Source organism: Pandoraea sp. XY-2, from assembly GCF_004193915.1.
In the GTDB taxonomy this organism is placed as follows: Bacteria; Pseudomonadota; Gammaproteobacteria; order Burkholderiales; family Burkholderiaceae; genus Pandoraea; species Pandoraea cepalis.
In genome coordinates this window covers 4,287,891-4,309,705 of record NZ_CP030849.1, presented here as the reverse complement: position 1 = coordinate 4,309,705, position 21,815 = coordinate 4,287,891, and the positions used below count along the sequence as shown (strand labels likewise).

Sequence of the window (21,815 nt, the reverse complement as noted above, 5' to 3'; positions counted from 1 at the left end):
CAATTGATTTGGTATCCGATGCATTGTTCGTGATGAGAGCGGAGATTGCACGGAAATGCATGGGATTTCCCCCGTAAGGTGGGCGGCGGCTTGGCAGCGACGCACTATCTGTACTAGAATAAAAAAAGCCAATCGCCGCGATTGGCCCATAGAAGCAGAAGTCAAAGGGTTGTCGGTGTTCCTCGTTGCGCCGACATTCCGTTCCATCACGCAATGAGTTCATGCAGTAGAACATTCGCGCGCTTTCAATGAGCGTGCACCGAGAGGCCCAGGCGCTCATGGCGTCGAAAGCTTGTCTCTCATGTCGCATTTCGCGACGCCTGGTTCGTCACCGTCGTCTTCCACAGACCTTCGGAGCGAACACTTCACAATTCGCAAGGCAGCTAACAGTTGTCATGCTTGTTTGACCGCGTTGTCACGCGGGGCGATTGCTATTGCCCTGCGCCAACGCTGCCAACCCATTCAAAGGGAGCATGAACGTGGCGAAGCAGTACCGCATTTTCTATTTGGCAGGCTTCGGACTGCTCGGCGTTGCCGCCGCAGTCACCGGTCTGCTGTATTGGCTGGGTGTCGATGCGCTCGTCAAGTACCGGGGTGATCTGGTCTATTACACGCAGCAGCACCTCAAGCTCGTGGCGATCTCGATGACGATGGCGATCGTGGTCGGCGTGCCCGCCGGCATGCTGATCTCGCGTCCGAAGTTTGAAAAGCATGCCGAGCGCGCCGTGCAGATCTTCAATATCGGCAATACGCTGCCCTCGCTCGCCGTGCTGGCGCTGTCGATGGCCGTGCTGGGTATCGGTGATCGGCCCGCCATTCTCGCGCTTTGGCTCGCATCGTTGCTCCCTATCGTGAGAAATGCCTATGAAGGCCTGCGGCAGGTACCGCCCGCCTTGCGGGAGTCGGCGCGCGGCATGGGCATGACGCCCGCGCAAGTGCTGTTCCGTGTCGACATGCCCAGCGCCATGCCGGTCATCGTCGGCGGCATTCGCACCGCCCTTGCGATCAACGTCGGCACCGCGCCGCTCGCGTTCCTGATCGGCGCAGACAGTCTGGGGCAACTGATCTTCCCGGGCATCTATCTGAACGACCCGACGAAGCTGCTGCTCGGCGCCGGCGGGACCGCACTGCTCGCGCTAATGCTCGACGGCATCGTCGCCTTCGCCAGCGGCCTCTGGTTCGCGCGTCACGGCGCCCCTGCCCGCTAAGGCAAAGGAGATCCATACTTATGCAAGTTTCATTATTTCGTCCACGCAAGGGCATGACGCCGCGCTGGATACGACGACTCGGCGCGGCCTGTCTGGCGCTTGGCGTGATCGTCGCGGGCGCCGTGTGCGGCACCGCGCATGCCGAGACCCTCACGGTCGGCGGCAAGAACTTCACCGAGCAGTTGATCCTCTCGGAAATGACGACCCAGTATCTGCGCAGCCTGGGGTACGACGTCGAACTCAAGAACGGTCTGGGCAGTGTCGTCATGCGTCAGGGCATGGAGAGCGATCAGCTCGACATCGTCTGGGAGTACACCGGTACCTCACTGATCGTCTACAACAAGGTCACCGAGAAGCTCGATCCACAGCAGACCTATGCGCGCGTGAAGGAACTCGACGGCAGGATCGGCCTCGTCTGGCTCAACCCTTCGACGCTCAACAATACGTATGCGTTTGCCGTGCCGGGCAATATCGCGCGCGAAGCGGGCATCGAGACGGTGTCGCAACTCGTGGACCGGTTTCGAGCCAATCCGAAGATGCAGTTCGCCTTCGATTTTGAGTTTGTCGGCCGCTCGGACGGGCTTGTGCCGATGGAGAAGCTCTACGACTTTCATCTCGCGCGACGCAACATCAAGCAGATGGATCCGGGCCTCGTTTATACGGCGCTCAAGAACGCGCAGATCGACGCCGGCCTCGTCTACACGAGCGACGGGCGCAACAAGGGGTTCGACCTGAAGGTGCTGGCCGACGACAAGGGCTTCTTCCCGGCGTACGCGGCCACCCCTGTCGTGCGTCAGGCGGTGCTCGACGCCCATCCCAACCTCGCCGACGAACTCAACGCGCTGTCCGCGAAGATCAACAACGAGAACATGCGCGACATGAATGCGATGGTCGACATCGATCATCGTGCCGTTTCGCGTGTGGCGAGTGACTTCCTCAAGCAGGAAGGACTGGTGCAGTGACGGCGATCGCCCGTTGCGTGCCCTGAAAGTGACTGACCGAGGAGTCCCATGATTGAATTTCTCACCTATAACTGGCACCGCATTCTGATCCTCACCGGTCAGCATGCGTGGCTGGTGGCCGCGTCGGTAGGGGCGGCCATTGTGGTTGGCGTACCTCTGGGTGTGCTGGTCACGCGTTATCGCTGGCTGTCGGGCGCCGTGCTCGGCCTGGCCACCGTCGTGCTCACCATTCCGTCGATCGCGCTGTTCGGCCTGATGATTCCGGTGCTGTCGATCTATGGCATGGGCATTGGGCCAGCGCCGGCCGTTGCCGCCGTGTTCCTGTATTCGCTGCTGCCGATCATGCGCAACACGAGCCTCGCGTTGCAGCAGATCGACCCGAGCATTCGCGAAGCGGGCATCGGCATCGGCATGACCTTCTGGCAGCGCCTGCGCCTGGTTGAATTGCCGCTGGCCGTGCCGGTGGTGCTGGGCGGCGTGCGCACGGCCGTCGTCATGAATATTGGCGTGATGGCCATTGGCGCCATCGTCGGGGCTGGCGGTCTCGGGGTGTTGATCACCCAGGGAATCAGTCAGAGCGATACCCGGCAGCTTGTCGCGGGTGCGGTCATGGTGAGTGTGCTCGCCATCGTCGCCGACACCCTGTTGCACCGCCTGCAGCGCGTGCTGACACCCAAAGGAATCCGAACCGTATGATTACACTCGACAATCTCACCAAGCACTTCGTCCAGAAGGACGGCACGCCCATGACCGCCGTGAATTCGGTCAGCCTTGACGTGCCGCCGGGCGAGATCTGCGTCTTCCTCGGCCCGTCGGGCTGCGGCAAGACGACCACGCTCAAGATGATCAACCGGCTCATCAAGCCGACGTCCGGGCGCGTTCTGCTCAACGGCGAAGACACCGGCAACATCAACGAAATCGAACTTCGTCGTCACATCGGCTATGTGATTCAGCAGATCGGCCTGTTCCCCAATATGACCATCGAGGAGAACATCACCGTCGTGCCGCGTTTGCTCGGCTGGGACAAGACACGTTGCCGTGCCCGCGCGACCGAACTGATGGCGATGGTGGCGCTCGATCCGAAGCGCTATTTGTCGCGTTACCCGCGCGAGTTGTCGGGCGGCCAGCAGCAGCGTATCGGCGTGATTCGCGCGCTGGCCGCCGATCCGCCCGTGTTGCTGATGGACGAACCGTTCGGTGCGGTCGATCCGATCAACCGCGAATCGATCCAGAACGAGTTCCTGCAGATGCAGCGTCAACTGGGCAAGACCGTCATCATGGTCAGCCACGATATCGACGAGGCGATCAAGTTGGCGGACCGCATTGCGATCTTCCGTCAGGGGCGGCTGGTGCAGTGCGCGCAACCGGATGCGTTGCTGGCACGTCCAGTCGACGAGTTCGTGGCGAGCTTCGTGGGACATGACCGAATTCTCAAGCGCCTGTTGCTGGTGCGCGCAGAAGACGCGGCCACGCCGCAGCCGACCGTCAAGCCGCAGACGACGCTGGCCGAGGCCTACGGCATGATGGACGAACTCGACACACGCTCGTTGGTTGTCGTTGACGAGAATGCGCGCGCGTTGGGTTATGTTGCGCGTCGTGACACGCGCCATGCGCTCGGGGCGTGCGGTGAGCGGGTGCGCGAATTCAAGGCGTCGGCGGTGGCGGGCGACAACCTCCGGGTGCTCCTCTCGCGCATGTATGAGCACAACCTGGCGTCGTTGCCGGTGCTGGGCGACGACAACCAGTACCTCGGCGAGGTCACGCAGGATTCCATCGCGGACTATCTGAGTTCAGGCAAGTCGCGTGGCAACGGGGGCGGAACGATCACCGTGCCGCCGCCGCCAGGTGCGCCGCATGTGATCGCGAGTGTTCCGTTCGGTGCGACGGTGTAACCTGGCGCCTGATTCGAGACGATGGCTTGCGCGGTCGTCGATGGGTGAATGTCACTGACATTCGCCCGGCAAGTCAACGAATGACGGCCCGATGTCTGGCCGTCATTTTTTTGTATTCACCTGCGCGGCGTAACGCTCGGGACAATCAGCAGGCAAGGAGTTGCAGGATGACGTGGGAAGCAATGATGGCGTGGCTCGACAACGCGCCGTGGGCACGGTTGGCCGGTGCGTTGGCGATACTGTTCGCGGTGGCGCTGCTGGCGCAGGCGGTGGCGCAGTGCCTGATCGTTCGCGTGGTGCGCATCGTCGTGCAGCGCACGGCGAATCGCTGGGACGACGCTTTGCTCGCCCATCGCGTTTTTCACCGCGTGGCGCGGATCTTGCCGTACCTCGTGATTCAGTTCGGCATCGCGTGGGTGCCGGATCTGCCGGCGAAAGCGCTCATGATCGTCGGCAACGTCGCACTTGCGATGACGCTGCTCTACGCCACGCTGGCCATCGCAGGCATTCTCGATGCCGCACAAACGGTCTACGCGCTCTCGGAGCATGCGCGCACGCGCTCGATCAAGGGATACGTGCAGTTAGGCAAGATCGCGCTGTATGTGGTCGCGGCGATCGCGATCGTGGCGACGATCATCGACCGTTCTCCATGGCTGCTGCTCTCCGGTCTGGGGGCGATGTCGGCGGTGCTGCTGCTGGTGTTCAAGGACACGATCATGTCGTTCGTCGCCAGCGTGCAACTCACGTCGAACGACATGCTGCGCGTGGGCGACTGGATCGAAATGCCGCAAGTGGGCGCCGACGGCGATGTGGTCGACATCGCCCTGCATACCGTGAAGGTGCAGAACTGGGACAAGACGATCACCACGATCCCGACCTGGCGGTTGATTGCGGAGAGTTTTCGCAATTGGCGCGGCATGCAGCAGTCGGGCGGACGCCGCATCAAGCGCACGCTGTGCGTCGATGCGGGGAGCGTCGGGTTTCTCGACGAGGCGGAGATTGCACGCCTGTCGCGGCTGCATCTGCTCGGGTCGTATTTGACGGACAAGCAGCGTTCGTTGGCAGAGGCGAATGCGGCGCTGGGGTCGTTGGGTATTGCGGCGGCGGTACCGGCCAACACCCGGCGGCTGACGAACATCGGCACCTTCCGCGCGTATGCATTGGCGTATCTGAAGGCGCATCCGAACATTCACGAGGGCATGACGTGCATGGTGCGCTCGCTCGAGCCGTCGTCCACGGGCATCCCGGTCGAACTGTATTGCTTCACCAACACGACGGTGTGGGCCGAGTACGAACGCGTGCAGGGCGATGTCTTCGATCATCTGCTCGCGATCCTGCCCGAGTTCGGCTTACGCATGTACCAGAATCCGGCAGGCGCGGATCTCGTGCGCTGGCAAGGGCAGCGGGCGGCGTAACCGCGCAATGACGGGGAGTGACCTCGAATGCTGGTGAGTCCGAAACACATCTCGGATTGCCGGCGCTTTGCTTCAGGAAACTTCCGGAATACTTTCGACGTCGTTTACTTCGACCGTCCGGGCTGCGACGATGCCATCCAATCCACACAAGAGGGATCACGGGGGAATGACATCGGAGTGGAATATGGATGAACGAAACGAACAGGGTTGTGTGGGGAGTGAGCAGCGCGAATTGCCACCGATTGAACTGAGCGACATGGACAGCGACGAGGAGCGGCAGTTGTGGCGTTTCGGCAACGGCTTCGATGAGGAGGCGCGGGCGTGGTGAAACGAGGCGAAGTGTAGGTCGTTTTACTGGACCCCGCCATTGGGTGTGAGATCAGGAAGACGCGGCCATGTGTCGTGATCTCTTCCGCGAATATGCACAAGCACACGTGCACGGTGATCGTTGCGCCGATGACGTCATCATTGCATGCGTCTCGATATCGCGTCCCGACGAGGTCTGCCGGGCGGCCCGGATCGGTGACGCTTGATCAAGTCAGGGCAATTGATCGACGACGTCTGGTGCGCCGCGTCGGAGCGCTTGACAGCGGGGCGTTGAGGGCGACGATGGGAGGACTCCGGGGCGTCGTCTCGGACGACTTGCACGACGCATGCCGCGATTGATATGGCACTCAGCAGACAGAAAGGGCTCCCGCAGGAGCCCTTTCTGACGCAGCGCAACGATCCGACGCGAGGGCGTTACGGAGCGTTACGGGGCGTTGTGGAGCGTTACAGAGCGTTATGCCGCCGAATCTTCAAGCGTCGGATAGTCGAGATAGCCGTGCGCGTCGCCGCCGTAAAGCGTGGCGCGATCCAGGTCGTTGAACGGGCCGCCGCGCTGGAGGCGCTCCACCAGATCCGGATTGGCGATGAACGGTTTGCCGAACGCGATCAGGTCAGCTCGGTTCTCCTTGCGCGCCTCGATCGCCAGCGCGAGGTCGTAACCGTTGTTGGCCATGAAGGTGCCAGTGAAGCGTTGACGAAGCTTCTGCAGATCGAAGCCGTTTTCAACCTCACGCGGACCGCCCGTTGCGCCTTCGACGATGTGCAGATACACGAGGCCGAAACGGTTGAGCTGTTCAACCGCGTACGTGAATACCGGTTCCGGATGGCTGTCGCCGCAATCGTTCGCCGGGCTGACCGGTGAGAGGCGAATGCCGACGCGATCGGCGCCCCATACATCGACGACCGCCTGCGTGACTTCCAGTGTGAGCCGCACGCGATTCTCAATGCTGCCGCCGTACTGGTCGGTGCGATGGTTCGTCTTGTCGCGCATGAACTGATCGAGCAGATAGCCGTTCGCCGCATGGATTTCCACCCCGTCGAAACCGGCGCGCTTCGCGCACTCGGCGGCGTGACGATACTGCTCGACGATGCCCGGGATCTCGGCGGTCTCCAGCGCGCGTGGCGTCGGGTGCGGCTCGAAACCGTGTTCCGTGAAGGCCTTGCCCGCCGGTTGAATCGCCGAAGGCGCGACCGGCAGTGCACCGTCGGGCTGCAGCGACGTGTGCGAGATACGGCCGACGTGCCAGAGCTGGCAGAAGATCTTTCCGCCCTTGGCGTGGAGCGCGTCCGTCACCCCTTTCCAGCCGGCGATCTGCGCTTCGGTGTAGATGCCCGGCGTGAAGGCATAGCCCTTGCCTTGCTGCGAGATGTTGGTCGCTTCGCTGATGATGAGTCCTGCCGACGCGCGTTGCACATAGTACTCGGCGTTCATCGGGCCCGGCACGTCGCCGGCACCGGTGCGGCTGCGCGTAAGCGGTGCCATCACGATACGGTTGCGCAGTTCGAGCGGACCCAGCCGGTACGGCGAGAAGAGGTCGGTGTCGAGCGCGGTGAGTTGTGGGTGTTGCGAGTCCGTCATTGTTCAGGGTCCTGTGAAAATGGGGGGATGCTGTCCTGCACAAAACTTGAATAGGTTATGGCAATTGCTGAAATCTCGCCGACGTCACCAAAGGCGCCGTCTGTCGATGCCAAAACGCGCCTCGACGCTTGGCCATGCGTGTGCCGGTGCGAGGCATCATGGCGACCCGATGGATTACGCGCCGGCCGGGACGGGCTGACTCGGTGCGCGCCTGTTAATGCGCAGCACCATGAACGCGCCGATGATGCACACGCCGCCCGAGAGCATCGATGCCATTGTGTAGTTGCCGAGCGTGGCGCGCAGCGAACCGGCGACCAGGGCGGCCGTCGCTGCACCGAGCTGGTGCCCCGCGACGATCCAGCCGAACACGATCGGGGCCGCCGTTTTGCCGAACACATCGGTCGTCAGGCGCACGGTCGGCGGCACGGTCGCGATCCAGTCCAGGCCGTAGAACAGCGCAAAGAGCGGCAAGCCGAAGAAATCGAAGCCGAACGCATACGGCAGGTAAATCAGCGACAGCCCGCGCAACCCGTAATACCAGAACAGCAACACGCGACTGTTGTAGCGATCGGAGAGCCATCCCGAAAGCGTGGTGCCCACGAGATCGAGCATGCCCATCGCCGCGAGAATGCCGGCTCCCTTGACTTCGGAGAGCCCGTAATCGCTGCACATCGCGATGAAGTGCGTGCCGATGTAGCCGTTGGTGCTCGCGCCGCAGATGAAGAAGCTGAAGAACAAGAGCCAGAAGTCGCGCTTGCCGGCCGCCACGCGCAGTACCGACAACGCGTGGGTCAGCGGATTGCCTTGCGCGAGCGGAATATCCGGCGCGTCTTCAGGGGCGCCGACCGGGCGCAGGCCGACCGACCCCGGACGCTCCGGCAAGAGGAAGGCCACGAGCGGCAGCACCAGCGCCGCCACGATCGCCACGATCAGCACCACCGGTCGCCAGCCGTGACGCTCGGTGATCGCGGCCATCATCGGCAGAAAGACCATCTGACCGGTGGCCGAACTCGCCGTCAGAATGCCCATCGCCAGACCGCGATGCGTGTGGAACCAGCGGTTCGCCACGGTGGCGGCCAGCGTGATGGCCGCCACACCCGTGCCGCCGCCGACCATCACGCCCCAGATCAACACCATCTGCCAGGGGGCGGTCATCAGCGACGAAAGGGCCGTGCCCGAGGCGAGCAGCAGCAACGCCACCATGACTGTCGGGCGAATGCCAAAACGCTGCATTGCAGCCGCGGCGAACGGGCCGGTCAACCCATATAGCGCCAGATTCACCGAAATGGCCAGCGAGATGGTGGCGCGGCTCCAGCCGAAGTCGTGCTCGAGCGGCACCATCATCACGCTGGGCGTCGCGCGAATGCCCGCCGATGCGAGCAGAACCAGGAATATCACCCCGACCACGACCCAGCCATAGTGGAAGTGACCGTTGATGCGCCTTGCGATGGCTGCCTTCATGGCGGAAATCCTTGCGGGGGATCGGTCTCGTCAGCCGTCCCGGGAACGTTTGCGCGAACCGTGCTGTCCATGGTCAATCGTTAGCTTGTGACAGATCGGTAACATTAGGTTGCCATGGTATGAACCGATCGGTAACATGTCAAGTATTCGTTTGCGACATCCGGGTGCTGCCCGACATCGCGAATCACCGCTTCAGGGGAGTGCCGGATCATGGCCAAATCGACAACGCCTGTCATGCCCGATGTGCCTGGGACGCCGGATCCGGCGAAATCAGGGGGAGAAACGACCGCGGTCGCGAAGGCCACGAAGGATGCCAAGCGCGAAGGCACGGTGGTCCCTGCGCGCCGGGGCCGAGCAGCGACGCGCTCGGGCAAGACCGAGCGGCATGTGACGCCAGCGTCCGTCGCGCAGCAGTATCTGCTTAACGCTGCCGTGGAACTTTTCCATACGGAAGGGGTGCGCGCCGTGGGCGTGGACGCCGTCGTCAAACGCGCCGGTGTCAACAAAATGTGCCTCTATCGCCAGTTCGCGTCGAAGGACGAGCTGATTCTGGCGTATCTCGATCACATGCAGACGGCGAGTCTGGCGCGTATCGACGAAAGCGTTGCAAAACGGCGCGGCGAGCCGCGCGCACAATTGCTGCAAATCTTCGTGGATCTCTCCGAGCGGGCGAGTCATCCCGGCTATCGCGGGTGCCCGTTCGTGAACGTGGCCGCTGAATTCCCCGACCCGGCGCATCCCGCGCGCCAGTCGGTGGTGAATTACAAGGCGGAAATGGTGCGGCGTTTCACCGAACTCGTCACGGCCGCGGGTTTGCGGGAGCCGTCGCCGTTGGTCGATGCGCTCTCGCTGATTCTCGAAGGCGCTTATGCAGCGAGTCAAACCTTCGGACCCGGTTCGCCGCCGCTACGCATTTTACCGACGGTGGCGCGTCAGATCATCGACGCCGGAATGTCGGGTGCGCTGGCTGCCGACTGACTGCGTTCAGGCTGCTGCTGCCGTGGCGGCCCGCGCTTATCCGTGGATCACCACGAGCAGACCCCGTGCGACGGATTTACCGACATTGAGGATCGCGTGGGCGCGGTCGGCGGGATAGCGGGCGGTCTCGCCCGGCTTGGCGCGTCGCGCGAAGTGTTCGACCTCGATGTCGACCTGGCCGTCGAACACCGTGAAGTGTTCGCGCGTGCCCGGATCGTGCGGCTCGGAGACGAGTGCGGCGCCGGGTTGCAGCGTCAATTCATACCACTCATATTTGCCCGCCAGCTCCATCGGTCCGAGGATCTTGAGCTGATACGCGTGCTCCGCGCCCGCCAGTGTCGGAATTTCATGCTTGCCGATCACGCGTACCGGCTCGGGGTCGCCCGCCGGGGCGCCCAGCAGTTGGTCGAGGCGCACACCTAACGCATTGGCCAGCCGCCACGCCACGGCAATGGTCGGATTGGCCTTGTCGCGCTCGATCTGCGACAGCATCGACTTGGAGACGCCGGACGCGCGTGAGAGCGTCTCCAGCGTCATGCCGCGCTCTTTGCGCAGTTGCTGAATCATGTCGCCGACCGGCGGCGGGGCGACCGGTGACATCGCCGATGCTGCGGGAGTACTTGCCATATGCATTCCGGGATATTAGAATTTTTCAATATATTGAAACTAGTTCAATATAAAGTATAGTTTCCGATAAGGTGAATGGCTGCATGGTAGCAGAGCAAGCGCTCAATGCCGGGTAGCCCTTCGCGACCGGTCGGTATCCACCGATGCCGCAGGAATCCCACGACGGCGCTGCATAACGGCGCCGTCGCCCGCACCAAGGAGAGGCGCACGATGACCGCACATACCCCTGAAGCCCGCGAGGGCTTCTACCGTCAACTGACCGAACGACTCGAAGACACGCGCCGTCAGGGCCTTTTCAAGCAGGAACGCGTGTTGATGTCGCGGCAGGGGCCGGAGGTCATGTGCGACGACGGGCAGGCGCGTATCAACCTGTGCGCCAACAACTACCTCGGGCTTTCGGGCAGTGAAACGCTCGTCAAGGCCGCACAGCAAGCGCTGGAAGACTTTGGATTCGGCTTGTCGTCGGTGCGCTTCATCTGCGGCACGCAAGGTCCGCACAAGGCCCTTGAGGCTCGCATCGCCGCGTACCTCGGCACGGAAGACGCCATCCTGTACGCCGCAGCGTTCGACGCCAATGGCGGCGTCTTCGAACCGTTGTTCGACGAGCAGGACGCGATCATCTCCGACGCCCTCAACCACGCCTCGATCATCGACGGCGTGCGTCTTTGCAAGGCGCAGCGTCTGCGCTATGCCCACAACGACATGGACGACCTGGAGCGCCAGTTGCAGTCGGCGATGGGGGCGCGCCATCGCATCATCGTGACCGACGGTGTGTTCTCGATGGATGGCACGATTGCCCAGCTCGATCGCATCGTGGCACTGGCCGAGCAATACGGCGCGCTCATCATGATCGACGAGTGTCACGCGACCGGCTTCATGGGGCCGACGGGGCGCGGCACGCACGAGCATCATGGTGTGCTCGGCAAGATCGACATCATCACCGGCACGCTGGGCAAGGCGCTCGGCGGTGCGATGGGGGGCTTCACGGCCGGGCGACGCGAGGTTATCGAGACGCTGCGTCAGCGCTCGCGCCCGTACCTGTTTTCGAATAGCCTCGCGCCGGCCATCGTCGGCACGTCGCTCGCCGTGTTCGACGAACTCGAACACTCATCGGCGCGACGTGAGCAATTGCATGAGAACACCGCGTTCTTCCGCCGCGAAGTGGCGGCGCTGGGCTTCACCATCAAGCCCGGCACGCACCCGATCGTGCCGGTCATGCTCTTCGACGCTACGCTCGCTCAGCGCTTCGCGCAGCGGCTCTATGAGCTGGGCGTGATCGCCACAGGCTTCTTCTATCCGGTGGTGCCGCACGGACAGGCGCGCGTGCGCGTGCAACTCTCGGCGGCCCACACGCGCGATCAACTGAACCGGGCGCTTGCGGCGTTCGCCCAGGCCGGCAACGAACTCGGCATTCTCAAGCAAGGTTGAACATGGAACGCATCCTCATCATCGGCGCCAACGGTCAAATCGGCAGCGAACTCGTCGACGCGCTGGCCGCGCAGTATGGCAACGAGAACGTCATCGCCACGGACATCGCACCGGGACCGTCACGTCACGCGGTGCATTACGAGACGCTCGACGTGCTCGACGGCGCACGACTGGCCGCGCTGGTCGAGCGCTTCGGCATTACCCAGATCTTCCATTTGGCAGCGCTGCTCTCTGCAACGGGCGAGACCCGGCCGCTCCAGGCCTGGACGCTCAACATGAACGGCTTGCTGAACGTGCTCGAACTGGCGCGCGAACGCCAGGGACTGCGCGTGTTCTGGCCGTCGTCGATTGCCGCATTCGGTCCGCATACGCCGGCCGTCGAAACGCCCCAGCTCGCCATCATGGATCCGACCACGATGTACGGCATCAGCAAGCAGGCGGGCGAGCGGCTGTGCGAGTACTACTTCTCGAAGTTCGGCGTGGACGTGCGCAGCCTGCGTTATCCCGGCGTCATCAGCTACAAGACGCCCCGGGCGGCGGCACGACCGATTACGCCATTGAGATCTTCCAGGCGGCGCGTCGCGGCGAGACGTACACGTGTTTCTTGAAGGACGATGCGACGCTGCCGATGATCCACATGCCCGATGCGGTGCGTGCCACACTAGCGTTGATGAATGCCGACGCCTCGCGCCTGCGCGTGCGTTCTTCGTACAACGTGGCGGGGGTGAGCTTCGACCCGGCCACGCTGGCGGCGGCAATTGCACGTCGTGTGCCGGGCTTCACGGTGAAATACGCCCCGGACTTCCGCCAGGCGATTGCCGAGACCTGGCCGCATACGCTTGACGATACCCATGCCCGATACGATTGGGACTGGCAGCCGGCCTTCGGACTGGACGCGATGGTCGACGACATGCTCGCCAACGTGCCGCTCGACTGGCATGCGCCGGTCTTGGGAAACGCGGCTTGATCGGGAACGGGGAGGTGACGGCGGCGCTGAGGAGGAGGTGATGGCGCCGAAAGGCGAACCGGTCACTGCCAGGGAAATCGAGACAAGCCGAGCAAGGCGCGTGCGATATCGAGTCGTACGCGCCTTGTTGCGTTGCGCGCGGGGATTGCCGTGAGCCTTATTTCGGGTGGTGCACCGCGTAATAAGCCAGTGCGGCGATGACCGCACAGGTCACAGCAAAGGCGCGTCGGCGCCAGCGGTACGCGGGGGTCAAGCTGATGGCCCGCCCGCGGACGGCTTCTTTCGAATGGTAATAGCTCATATTGCGTCTTCTCGGGTCTGATGCACGGTCTTCGCCGCGGAAAGAACCTGCATGACTGCGCGTCGCTGCGCCCCCCGGTGCATGACCAGCAGGTTCCGTATTCATTATGCGACCGCATAAAAACGACCGCGAATCAGTATCTATACCGATACGTGTGGCCTTTTTGACACGGTCGGATCGTTTGATTCTCCTCAGCGATGACCGCTTCGGCCGGGGAAAATTTCCCGCCGTTTGCGCATCTGCCAATCGCCACGGCCATGCCGCCGACGTTTCCCGTTTCGATCGCTCGAACCGCGTGAATCTCAATTTGCCAAGGATCCGAAGAATCCACATTTCTCCGCTTGCATGCCACTTCACGCGCTGAAACAATGCCGAAAAACGGTGGCCACGCCGATGGCCATTTTCGAGTCGTCTGAGAGAACACGCCTGGGAGGGACGTGCCATGACGCCTAGTACCCGCCGCACCATCGCTTGCGGCCATCGCGGAAGCGCCATCAAGCGCGCCGCGTTCGTCTTCGTTGCCGCCAGCGTGTGTGCGGCCAACGTCTCTGCGCAGCAAGCCATGCTGCGCGCCAACAATCAGGTCTGGGTCGACGCGGGTGCCCAGCAATTGCATTACTGGGAAAATATCGCGCCCGGCAAGAGCGACTCCGAACGGGGAACGATCGCCGCGTTCGCGCTGGGGGCATCGACCCAGCGAGAGCTGTTCGGCGTGTCCAACCTCTATTTCGCTGGCTCGGTGCGTGTCTCGCACGGCAACGTTGATTACGGCGGTTATCTGCAAGATCTGACGGGCCGTGTTGTCCAGCCGAACTATCAGATGAGCACGCGTTCGACCGCGACGGACGTCACGCTCAAGGCCGGCAAGGCGATTCCATTCCAACTCGGCACCTGGCATGCGCAGATGATTCCCTATCTGAGCTACAGCTACCGGGACTGGATTCGCGACAGCAGTCGCGACCCGAACGGCTTTTACGAGCGCTATCGCCATCACGTGATCGGAGGCGGTCTCATGGGGCAGCTTGAAGTCACACCTAAGCTCGTGGCGACGGCGGACGTTCGCGCGGGCGCGATGGTTGGCGCCTCGATGACGCTGGCGGGCTCGCAGAACACGTTCAGCCTCGGCAACAAGCCGGTCGTCGTGGCTGGCTTCGGGCTCGACTATGCGATCGCGCGCAACTTCCACGTGAACGCGAGCTACGAGTGGTCTCGCTTCCAATACGGGCGCTCAAGTGTCACGCAGGTTGCGCCGGGCACGAACGCCTACGAACCCGATTCGAAGACGATCAACCAGACGTGGATGGTCGGTGCGGGCTACGCCTTCTAAAAATGACAACGCCGCGCGCTCAGTCGAGTCGCGCGGCGTTGGATTCCCGGCCGGACGCCGGCGGACGATAATCAGGTCGCGCCTTCCACGTCTTCCAGACTGAACGTCTCCGTGTGGTCGTTGTACGAGAAAATCTCGGCGTAACGTCCCCAGTTGATGGCGGTATCGAGCGTTTCCTGCGCGAGATCGTCCGACATTGAATCTTCCAGCTCCTGCTCGAACCGTACGCGCGGGGCGCGTTGCCCGCGGCGTTCCTGCAGCACGGCGCGAATCTTCGCGGCGAGCGGCACGTGACGCAGCAGATGCTCGGCGAACAGCACCTTGCGTTCCTGCGTGCTCACGTCCACGAAACGTTTGCCTGCGACGGTCAGCAGGATGTCGCCCTCCTTGAGTTCGGCGAAGCCCAACTGGTCGAGGATTTCGGCCACGGGGAAGAGGTCGTCGACTTCGAGCAGCAGCGTTTGCGCGATTTCCGGCAAGTCGGCGCGGCCGTTGTATGGAGGCCCGGCCAGCGCTTCGAGCAGACCGGCCATCAGGTTGGTCGACACTTCGTGCAGCGGGCTCGACAACTCCAGCGCCATCTTCTGCGTGGTGTGTGCGTTGCGACGCGACGTCATCAGTGCATAGATGTCGTCGACCATCTTGCGAAAGGCCGGGTCGAGACGGTTGCGCCGATGTGGGAACGGTACCTTGATCTCGGCGACCACGCGGCCGGGATTGGACGACAGCACCAGAATCCGGTCGCACATGAACACGGCTTCTTCAATATTGTGCGTGACGATCAGGATCGACTTGATCGGCAACTGCCGCTGGCTCCATAGGTCGAGCAAGTCGGTACGCAGCGTCTCAGCGGTGAGCACGTCGAGCGCGGAAAACGGCTCGTCCATGAGCAGCAGCGTGGGATTGACCACGAGCGCACGCGCGAAGCCCACCCGCTGGCGCATGCCGCCCGAGAGTTCGCGCGGATAGGCGTTCTCGAAACCGTCCAGACCGATCAGGTCGATCGCGGCGAGGGCACGGCGGCGACGCTCCTTCGGCTCGACGCCAAGCGCTTCCAGTCCGGCTTCCACGTTTTGCAGCACGGTCAGCCACGGAAACAGCGCGAAGGTCTGGAACACCATCGCCACCCCTTCGGGCGGTCCTTCGAGCGGTTCGCCGAGATAGCGGATGTCGCCCGCGCTCGGCTGAATCAGGCCGGCGATGATACGCAGCAGCGTCGACTTGCCCGAGCCCGAGCGGCCGAGCAGGCCGACGATTTCGCCTTCGTGCAGTTGCAGATTCACACCGTCGAGCACTTGCCGCTCGTCGCTGCCCTTGCGGAAGCCGCGGCCGACGTTGGCGAGCGAGAAGATCTCTTTTCCGGCAATCGGTTGGGTATCGTTCGGCATCACGGTCCCTTTAATTCAGGCGAAGCTTGTTTTCAGCGATGGCGTACATCGGACGCCACAGCAAGCGGTTGAACAGTACAACGAACAGCGCCATCACGGCGATGCCCAGCAAAATGCGCGGATAGTCGCCCGCTTCCGTCATTTGCGCGATGTAAGCGCCCAGGCCGTGCGCGGCAACCTTGTCGTTGCCCCATTGCACGTATTCCGAGACGATCGACGCGTTCCACGCGCCGCCCGACGCCGTGATCGCGCCCGTCACGTAGTAGGGGAAGATGCCCGGCAGCATGATCTGACGCCACCACTGCCAGCCGCGAATGCGGAAGTTGGTGGCGGCTTCCTTGAAGTCGTTGGGAAACGCCGTCGCACCGGCGATGACGTTGAACAGGATGTACCACTGCGTGCCCAGCACGATGAGCGGCGAGAGCCAAATGTCCGGATTGGCGTGGAAATGGACGATCGCCACCACGAAGACCGGGAACAACAGGTTGGCCGGGAACGCCGCGAGGAACTGGGCAACCGGCTGGATGCGTTCGGCAAGCTTCGGGCGCAGCCCGATCAGCACGCCCAGCGGCACCCACACCACCGAGGCGATGCCAATGAGCACCACCACGCGAATCAACGTGACCAGCCCCAAGCCGAACACGCGCAGCACTTCGGCGACGCCGACTTCGGCCGTCACGAAAGCGTAGATCTTCCAGGCGGCGACCACGCCCAGCACTACCAGCAGCGCGGCCCACACCCAATCGATCACGCGCGAAAGCGGGGTTTTCGATTCGGAATGCATCGCGGCGGGCAGCGAGAGCGGCATGCGTGCACGCGCGAGCGTACGCAGCAGCTTGCCGAACGGGCGGAGCAGGAACTGAATCGCGCGGGTGCGTTGAATCAGGTTGAGCACCCACGACTCGGGCGCGGCCTGCGAGACGGTGTCTTCCAGACGGAATTTGTCGGACCAGGCGACCATTGGCCGGAACAGGAACTGGTCGTAGATCACAATGACGACGACCATCGCCAGAATCACCCAGCCCACGGCATGCAGATTGCGCTGCACGATGGCCGTGGCGAGATAAGCGCCGATGCCAGGCAGCGTGACCGTCTTGTCGCCCACGGTGATCGCCTCGGACGCCACCACGAAGAACCAGCCGCCCGACATGCTCATCATCATGTTCCAGATGAGGCCCGGCATCGAATAAGGCACGTCGAGTTTCCAGAAGCGCTGCCACGGCGAGAGCCGCAGATTCACCGCCACTTCCGACAGATCGCGCGGCTGGGTGCGCATCGACTGATAGAACGAAAACGTCATGTTCCACGCCTGGCTCGTGAAGATCGCGAAGATGGCTGCGCATTCGGCGCCGAGCACGCGTCCCGGGAACAGGGCGAGGAAGAAAGTGACCGTAAACGAGATGTAACCCAGCACGGGCACCGACTGGAGGATGTCGAGCATCGGCACGAGCAGCGTCTCGGCCCGTCGGCTCTTGGCCGCAAGCGTGCCATAGACGAGCGTGAAGACGAGCGAGGCGACCATCGCCGCGAGCATGCGCAGCGTGGTGCGCAACGCGTACTCGGGCAGGTTGGCCGGATCGAGCGAGATGACTTCGGTTTGCAGGTTGGCCAGCGGGGCCAACGTCTGACGGATGCCCGACGAGCTGACCATCAGGAAACCGATGATGATCGGGAACGCAATGAAATCCCAGCGGTTGGGAAGCAGGCGTCGCGCAGTGGCGGGGATGAACGGACGGGCTACGCGCGTCATCAAGACCTCTTGAGGATGAGGGGTCGGACGGATAACAAGATTCGGCGTCGGCATGCAGCGCGGCAGCGACGTTGCGCGCGCGCAGGGACGGCAGCGGATGCTACCAGATTGCCCCGTAAAAATATGTTAAAGCGCGTGTCATACGCTGGCAAACCGGATCTTCCAAGAGGAATTGTGGTTTTTATGTTGCACTGCGGGAAATCAAGATTTCGACAGATGATACCCGAGGTGTGCGCTAAGACCGTTTGCGCCGACGCCGTGCCGCAAAATGAGGCTGGGATGATGTGAACTTTATGAGCGTTGCGCGGACCAATTCCCGCGGCTTGCTTCGCGCCGTGCGGTCGTGTAGTGTGCACCGCTCGATCGGGCCACGGCGCCAGTGGCCGGTGGCGCAAGGCGCCCCCGGTGGTCGTGTGGCTTGCCGGCCCGACTCCCTCTCATTCCAAGACAAGCAAGGATGCGCCGCATGACGACGCCATTAGACGCGCGTTGCGAGCGTGCACGACAACTGAGTGCCGCCGGCCGGCTCGACGAGGCGATCGCCGAGTTGCGCCAAGTACTGAAACAATCCCCGAATTCCTGCCGGCCCTCGAGGGCCTCGCCTACGTCTCGTTGCGCACCAACGCCTTCGAGTCGGCCGCCGACGCCTTCGACCGCCTGATCGCGCTCGTGCCGCAACCGGGCGCGCAGGCGAGTTTCGACGCTGCAATGGCCAGCCTCCAGGCCGGGCGCCAGATGCGTGCCGAGGCGTTGTTCGACGCCACCGTGCAGCAGTCGCCGGACGTCATCGGCACGATGCACACCATTGGTCTGACCTGGGCGCAGGCGGGCGACAACGCGCGTGCGCTCGGCTGGTTCGAGCGCACGTCGGCCAAGGCGCCGGCGTTGTGGCAGGCGCATTTCAACCGTGGCCGCGCGCTCGGTGCCCTGGGCCGCTACGACGAAGAGATCGACGCGTACCGGCTGGCCAACGCCATCGCCCCGCAGCAACCCGATCCGCTGGTGAACCTGGGGGTGGCGCTGCGTGAACAACACGCGTTCGGCGAGGCGCTGCAATGTTTGCGCGAGGCGGTGAAGCTCGCGCCGGACCATGCGGGCGCGCGCACCAACCGGGCGCAGACGAATCTGCTGCTGGGCGACTTCGAGCATGGCTGGCATGACTACGAGTGGCGCTGGCAGGAAGGCGGTCAGCGGCGGCGCTTCAGCGACCGGCTCTGGGACGGCCGCGCGCCGCTCGCGGGCAAGACGGTGTTCGTCCATAGCGAACCGGGCCTGGGTAATACGTTGCAGTTCGTGCGGTTTGTGCCGCGTCTGGTCGAGATGGGGGCGAACGTCGTGCTGTCGGTGCAAGCGCCGCTTGTCACGTTGCTGGGCGGCTTCGCGCGCGGGGTGACGGTGCTTGCCGAGCACATACCGGTGCCGTCGTTCGACTGGCAGTTGCCGCTGCTCAGCCTGCCGCATCTGTTGAAAGCAGGGGGCGATGTGGCAACCGCTTTGCCCTACGTGCGCTCGAGCGCAGGGCGGGAGATGATCTGGCGGTCGATGCTGGGCAAGCCGCAGGAAGGCGCGTTGCGGGTGGGCTTCGTGTGGCGCACCGGGCCGTTTCCGCCGCATCGCGACGTGGCGCTTGCGCATTGGGCACCGGTCTTCGGCGCCGACGCGCATTTCTACGCGTTGCAGGTCGATGTGACCGACGACGAGCGCGCCGAACTGGCCCGGTATGCCAATGTGCATGACATCGGCGCGAAACTCAGCGATTTTGCCGAGACGGCGGCCGTCATGGCGCAGATGGATCTCGTGATCTCAGTGGACACGGCGGCGCTGCACTTGGCCGGAGCGCTGGGAAAACCGGTCTGGGGACTCGTCGGCTTTACGCCGGACTGGCGCTGGCAGTTATCGCGTCGGGACAGCGACTGGTATCGGTCGCTCACGCTTTATCGCCAGTCGCCGCGCGGCGACTGGGATGGACTGACGGCGCAGGTCGGGGCCGATCTCGCTACCCTTGTGCATGAAGCGCGGGCGGCAGTGCCGATGAAGGCCCACGGATATCACCCGGCGTCGGCCTGATCGCTGTCGTCGTCGCGCAGGCGCGTGTAGATATTCCAGCTCGAGATGAACAGAGCGGCGATGAGCGGTCCGATCACGAAGCCCGTCAGGCCGAAGAGCGACATCCCGCCGAGGGTGGCGATCAGCACGACCCAGTCGGGCAGCTTCGTGTCCTTGCCCACGAGAATCGGACGCAGCACGTTGTCGACCAGGCTCACAATGGTGCCGCAGAACGCAAACAGCACCACACCCTTCCAGACTTCCCCGGAGAGCAACAGCCAGGTCCCCACGGGCACCCACACGACGGCCGCGCCCACGGCGGGTAAGAGCGACAGGAAGGCCATCACCACGGCGGCGAGCACGTAGCCCTGGATGCCGAGGACGGCGAAGATGAAGCCGCCGAGTACACCTTGCACCACGGCGACGGCAATGTTGCCCTTGACGGTGGCGCGCACGACCGTGGTGAACTGCCGGATCAGTTGGGTCTTGTGGCGTTCTTCGAGCGGCAGGGCGCGTCGGACCATCACGCCGAGCACTGTACCGTCGCGCAGCAGAAAGAACAGCAGGTAGAGCATTACGCCGAAGCTCACGAGCAGTTGCGCCGTGTTCTGACCGATGCTTACCAGATAGACCGCGACCAGGCGGCCGATTTGCGCGGCGCCGTCGCCGAGCTTTTGCTGGATCGCGTTGACGTCCTGCACACCGGCCAGGTCCATCACCCGATGCACACTCGCGGGCATCCGGTCGAGCAATTGCTGGAACGCTACCGTGAGTTGGGGAAGATCGGCTCGAAAACGAACGAGTGCCGTGCTGATTTCCTGCGTCAGCATGCCGATCACGAGCGTAAGCGGCAGGATCACGATGAGCAGGATCAGCGCCAGCGTGGCGAGGGCGGCCAGATTCGGCCGGCCGCGCAGACGAGTGAGCATGTGGCGCTGCACTGGCTGGAACAGCACGGCGAGAATCGTGCCCCAGAAGACGGCGCCGAATAGCGGAAACAGAATCCACCCGAACACGATCGTCACGACGAACAGCATGAGGTGGAAGAACTTGCGCTGATCGCTACGACTCGACATGGGGTTTCCTCGAAGATGACGGCGGCGCAGACGGAGACGGTGCGCCAGTCGTTCTTATAGCAGAACCGGCCATCGGGCCGATTTCACGGATGATTTGCGTCACGAGCGGATGGCATTCGCCACGTCGCGAGCGAATGGCGTAGATGTCCTCGAAAACCTCGGCAGGGCGGCCCAGCCAGCGCAGGCCGCGCAGTAGCGAGACGTCGCCCGCGCCCGCCTCGCTCAGCGCAAAGACGCCCATGCCTCGTGTGGCAAAGACGGCCATGAGCGCGCTGTCTTCGAATTCACCGACGATATTCGGGCGAATGCTCTGTGCCTCAAACCATTGGTCGAGTCGGGCGCGCAGGGCCGAGTGACCGGTTGGCAGCACGACGGGGAGGTCTGCCAGGCATTGAGGAAACGCGGCTCGCGCGGATTGGCGTACCAGCGATGCCGGCCCATACCAGTCGACCGGCGACGCGACCAGACGTTCGCTCGAGAGTCGCAGCGTAGGGTTATACGGGGCGGGCTGGCTCGCGAGCACGAGGTCGAGCTTGTGTAGCGCAAGTTCGGCGAGCAACTGCTCGTGCTCGCCTTCATGGCAGACGAGCCGCAGCGAGGGCGTGTCGAGCACCGGCGCGAGAATCGCGTGCGCGGCCAGTTTGGAGATACCGTCGGCCAGCCCGATGGCGAGCCTTGCCACACGACCGCTGGCGGCCTCGCGGACGTCGTCGGGGATCGACTGGCCGAGGCGAAAAATCTCTTCTGCACGCCGAAACGCCGCCTGCCCAGGGTCGGTCATTGCGACACCGCGTCCGGCGGGCTTGAGCAACTGGTGGCCGAGTGATTTCTCGAGCTCGCGCACCTGGGCGCTGATCGTCTGCACGGCCATGTCGAGACGCTCCGCCGCGCGCGAAAAGCCCCCTTCCTTGACGACGACCCAAAAATAGTAAAGATGACGGTAGTTCAACATATCAAATAGACTTCGGAAAAACCGAACTATTTTGAAGTATATAACTGGTTTTTGCGAAACTTGAGTTCGGGGATCATGCTGTCCTGGACCCGCACCTTGCGTTAGGTGTGGGATAACGAAGGGGCATGGCC

General features: G+C 63.3%; 18 protein-coding genes and 1 pseudogene. 12 read left to right on the top strand and 7 right to left on the bottom strand.

Going from position 1 to position 21,815, the window contains the following annotated elements:
* Window positions 1-473 precede the first annotated feature (473 nt).
* The 7 genes from DRB87_RS19425 (at window position 474) to DRB87_RS19400 (ending at window position 6,143) form a co-directional block, all read left to right on the top strand.
* Window positions 474-1,208, top strand: coding sequence for an ABC transporter permease (locus DRB87_RS19425; RefSeq protein WP_206100038.1), 735 nt, complete (start codon window positions 474-476; stop codon window positions 1,206-1,208).
* Window positions 1,209-1,228: 20 nt separating this feature from the next.
* Window positions 1,229-2,170 (top strand): glycine betaine ABC transporter substrate-binding protein, encoded by a 942-nt coding sequence (locus DRB87_RS19420; protein ID WP_240756067.1) that lies wholly within the window; start codon window positions 1,229-1,231, stop codon window positions 2,168-2,170.
* A gap of 48 nt (window positions 2,171-2,218) precedes the next feature.
* Window positions 2,219-2,866: an ABC transporter permease gene (locus tag DRB87_RS19415; RefSeq protein ID WP_130027056.1), complete on the top strand. Its 648-nt coding sequence runs from the start codon at window positions 2,219-2,221 to the stop codon at window positions 2,864-2,866.
* Window positions 2,863-4,062, top strand: coding sequence for a betaine/proline/choline family ABC transporter ATP-binding protein (locus DRB87_RS19410; RefSeq protein ID WP_130027055.1), 1,200 nt, complete (start codon window positions 2,863-2,865; stop codon window positions 4,060-4,062). Before DRB87_RS19415 ends, DRB87_RS19410 begins: the two co-directional genes overlap by 4 nt.
* 167 nt (window positions 4,063-4,229) lie before the next feature.
* Entirely contained in the window at window positions 4,230-5,477 is a 1,248-nt protein-coding gene (locus DRB87_RS19405; RefSeq protein ID WP_130027054.1) for a mechanosensitive ion channel family protein, read from the top strand.
* 184 nt (window positions 5,478-5,661) lie between these two features.
* Window positions 5,662-5,805: a hypothetical protein gene (locus DRB87_RS23135; protein WP_165385372.1), complete on the top strand. Its 144-nt coding sequence runs from the start codon at window positions 5,662-5,664 to the stop codon at window positions 5,803-5,805.
* Between the two features lie 74 nt (window positions 5,806-5,879).
* Complete coding sequence (locus DRB87_RS19400) at window positions 5,880-6,143, top strand: type II toxin-antitoxin system PemK/MazF family toxin (protein WP_240756066.1); 264 nt, start codon at window positions 5,880-5,882, stop codon at window positions 6,141-6,143.
* Window positions 6,144-6,258: 115 nt separating this feature from the next.
* Here DRB87_RS19400 and DRB87_RS19395 read toward each other — a convergent pair whose 3' ends face one another.
* Both DRB87_RS19395 and DRB87_RS19390 read right to left on the bottom strand, forming a co-directional pair.
* The gene (locus tag DRB87_RS19395; RefSeq protein WP_130027053.1) at window positions 6,259-7,383 is read right to left on the bottom strand and encodes an alkene reductase; all 1,125 of its coding nucleotides are present in this window, start codon (window positions 7,381-7,383) and stop codon (window positions 6,259-6,261) included.
* Window positions 7,384-7,557: 174 nt separating this feature from the next.
* Window positions 7,558-8,844: an MFS transporter gene (locus tag DRB87_RS19390; protein WP_130027052.1), complete on the bottom strand. Its 1,287-nt coding sequence runs from the start codon at window positions 8,842-8,844 to the stop codon at window positions 7,558-7,560.
* Window positions 8,845-9,054: 210 nt separating this feature from the next.
* On the opposite strand from DRB87_RS19390, the gene DRB87_RS19385 reads away from it, so the two are divergent.
* A complete protein-coding gene (locus tag DRB87_RS19385) occupies window positions 9,055-9,822 on the top strand; it encodes a TetR/AcrR family transcriptional regulator (RefSeq protein WP_130027051.1) in 768 nt (255 codons plus the stop codon).
* A gap of 36 nt (window positions 9,823-9,858) precedes the next feature.
* Here DRB87_RS19385 and DRB87_RS19380 read toward each other — a convergent pair whose 3' ends face one another.
* Complete coding sequence (locus DRB87_RS19380) at window positions 9,859-10,455, bottom strand: helix-turn-helix domain-containing protein (protein ID WP_370363114.1); 597 nt, start codon at window positions 10,453-10,455, stop codon at window positions 9,859-9,861.
* Between the two features lie 204 nt (window positions 10,456-10,659).
* Here DRB87_RS19380 and kbl point away from each other — a divergent pair, with 204 nt between their 5' ends.
* From kbl to DRB87_RS19365, 3 genes and pseudogenes are all read left to right on the top strand, one after another.
* The gene (gene kbl / locus DRB87_RS19375; protein WP_130027050.1) at window positions 10,660-11,877 is read left to right on the top strand and encodes a glycine C-acetyltransferase; all 1,218 of its coding nucleotides are present in this window, start codon (window positions 10,660-10,662) and stop codon (window positions 11,875-11,877) included.
* A gap of 2 nt (window positions 11,878-11,879) precedes the next feature.
* A pseudogene (locus tag DRB87_RS19370) lies at window positions 11,880-12,844 on the top strand (NAD-dependent epimerase/dehydratase family protein).
* 743 nt (window positions 12,845-13,587) lie between these two features.
* Window positions 13,588-14,472: an outer membrane protein gene (locus tag DRB87_RS19365; RefSeq protein ID WP_130027049.1), complete on the top strand. Its 885-nt coding sequence runs from the start codon at window positions 13,588-13,590 to the stop codon at window positions 14,470-14,472.
* A 71-nt stretch (window positions 14,473-14,543) separates the two neighbouring features.
* Here DRB87_RS19365 and DRB87_RS19360 read toward each other — a convergent pair whose 3' ends face one another.
* Complete coding sequence (locus DRB87_RS19360; RefSeq protein ID WP_130027048.1) at window positions 14,544-15,860, bottom strand: AAA-associated domain-containing protein; 1,317 nt, start codon at window positions 15,858-15,860, stop codon at window positions 14,544-14,546.
* 10 nt (window positions 15,861-15,870) lie between these two features.
* A complete protein-coding gene (locus tag DRB87_RS19355; RefSeq protein WP_130027047.1) occupies window positions 15,871-17,610 on the bottom strand; it encodes an ABC transporter permease subunit in 1,740 nt (579 codons plus the stop codon).
* Window positions 17,611-18,222: 612 nt separating this feature from the next.
* Here DRB87_RS19355 and DRB87_RS19350 point away from each other — a divergent pair.
* Entirely contained in the window at window positions 18,223-19,677 is a 1,455-nt protein-coding gene (locus tag DRB87_RS19350) for a tetratricopeptide repeat protein (protein WP_165385370.1), read from the top strand.
* On the opposite strand, the gene DRB87_RS19345 is transcribed toward DRB87_RS19350, so the two are convergent.
* On the bottom strand, window positions 19,659-20,732 hold the full coding sequence (locus DRB87_RS19345) for an AI-2E family transporter (RefSeq protein ID WP_130027045.1): 1,074 nt from the start codon (window positions 20,730-20,732) through the stop codon (window positions 19,659-19,661). The genes DRB87_RS19350 and DRB87_RS19345 overlap by 19 nt on opposite strands.
* A complete protein-coding gene (locus tag DRB87_RS19340) occupies window positions 20,719-21,684 on the bottom strand; it encodes a LysR family transcriptional regulator (RefSeq protein WP_130027044.1) in 966 nt (321 codons plus the stop codon). Before DRB87_RS19340 ends, DRB87_RS19345 begins: the two co-directional genes overlap by 14 nt.
* Between the last annotated feature and the right edge of the window lie 131 nt (window positions 21,685-21,815).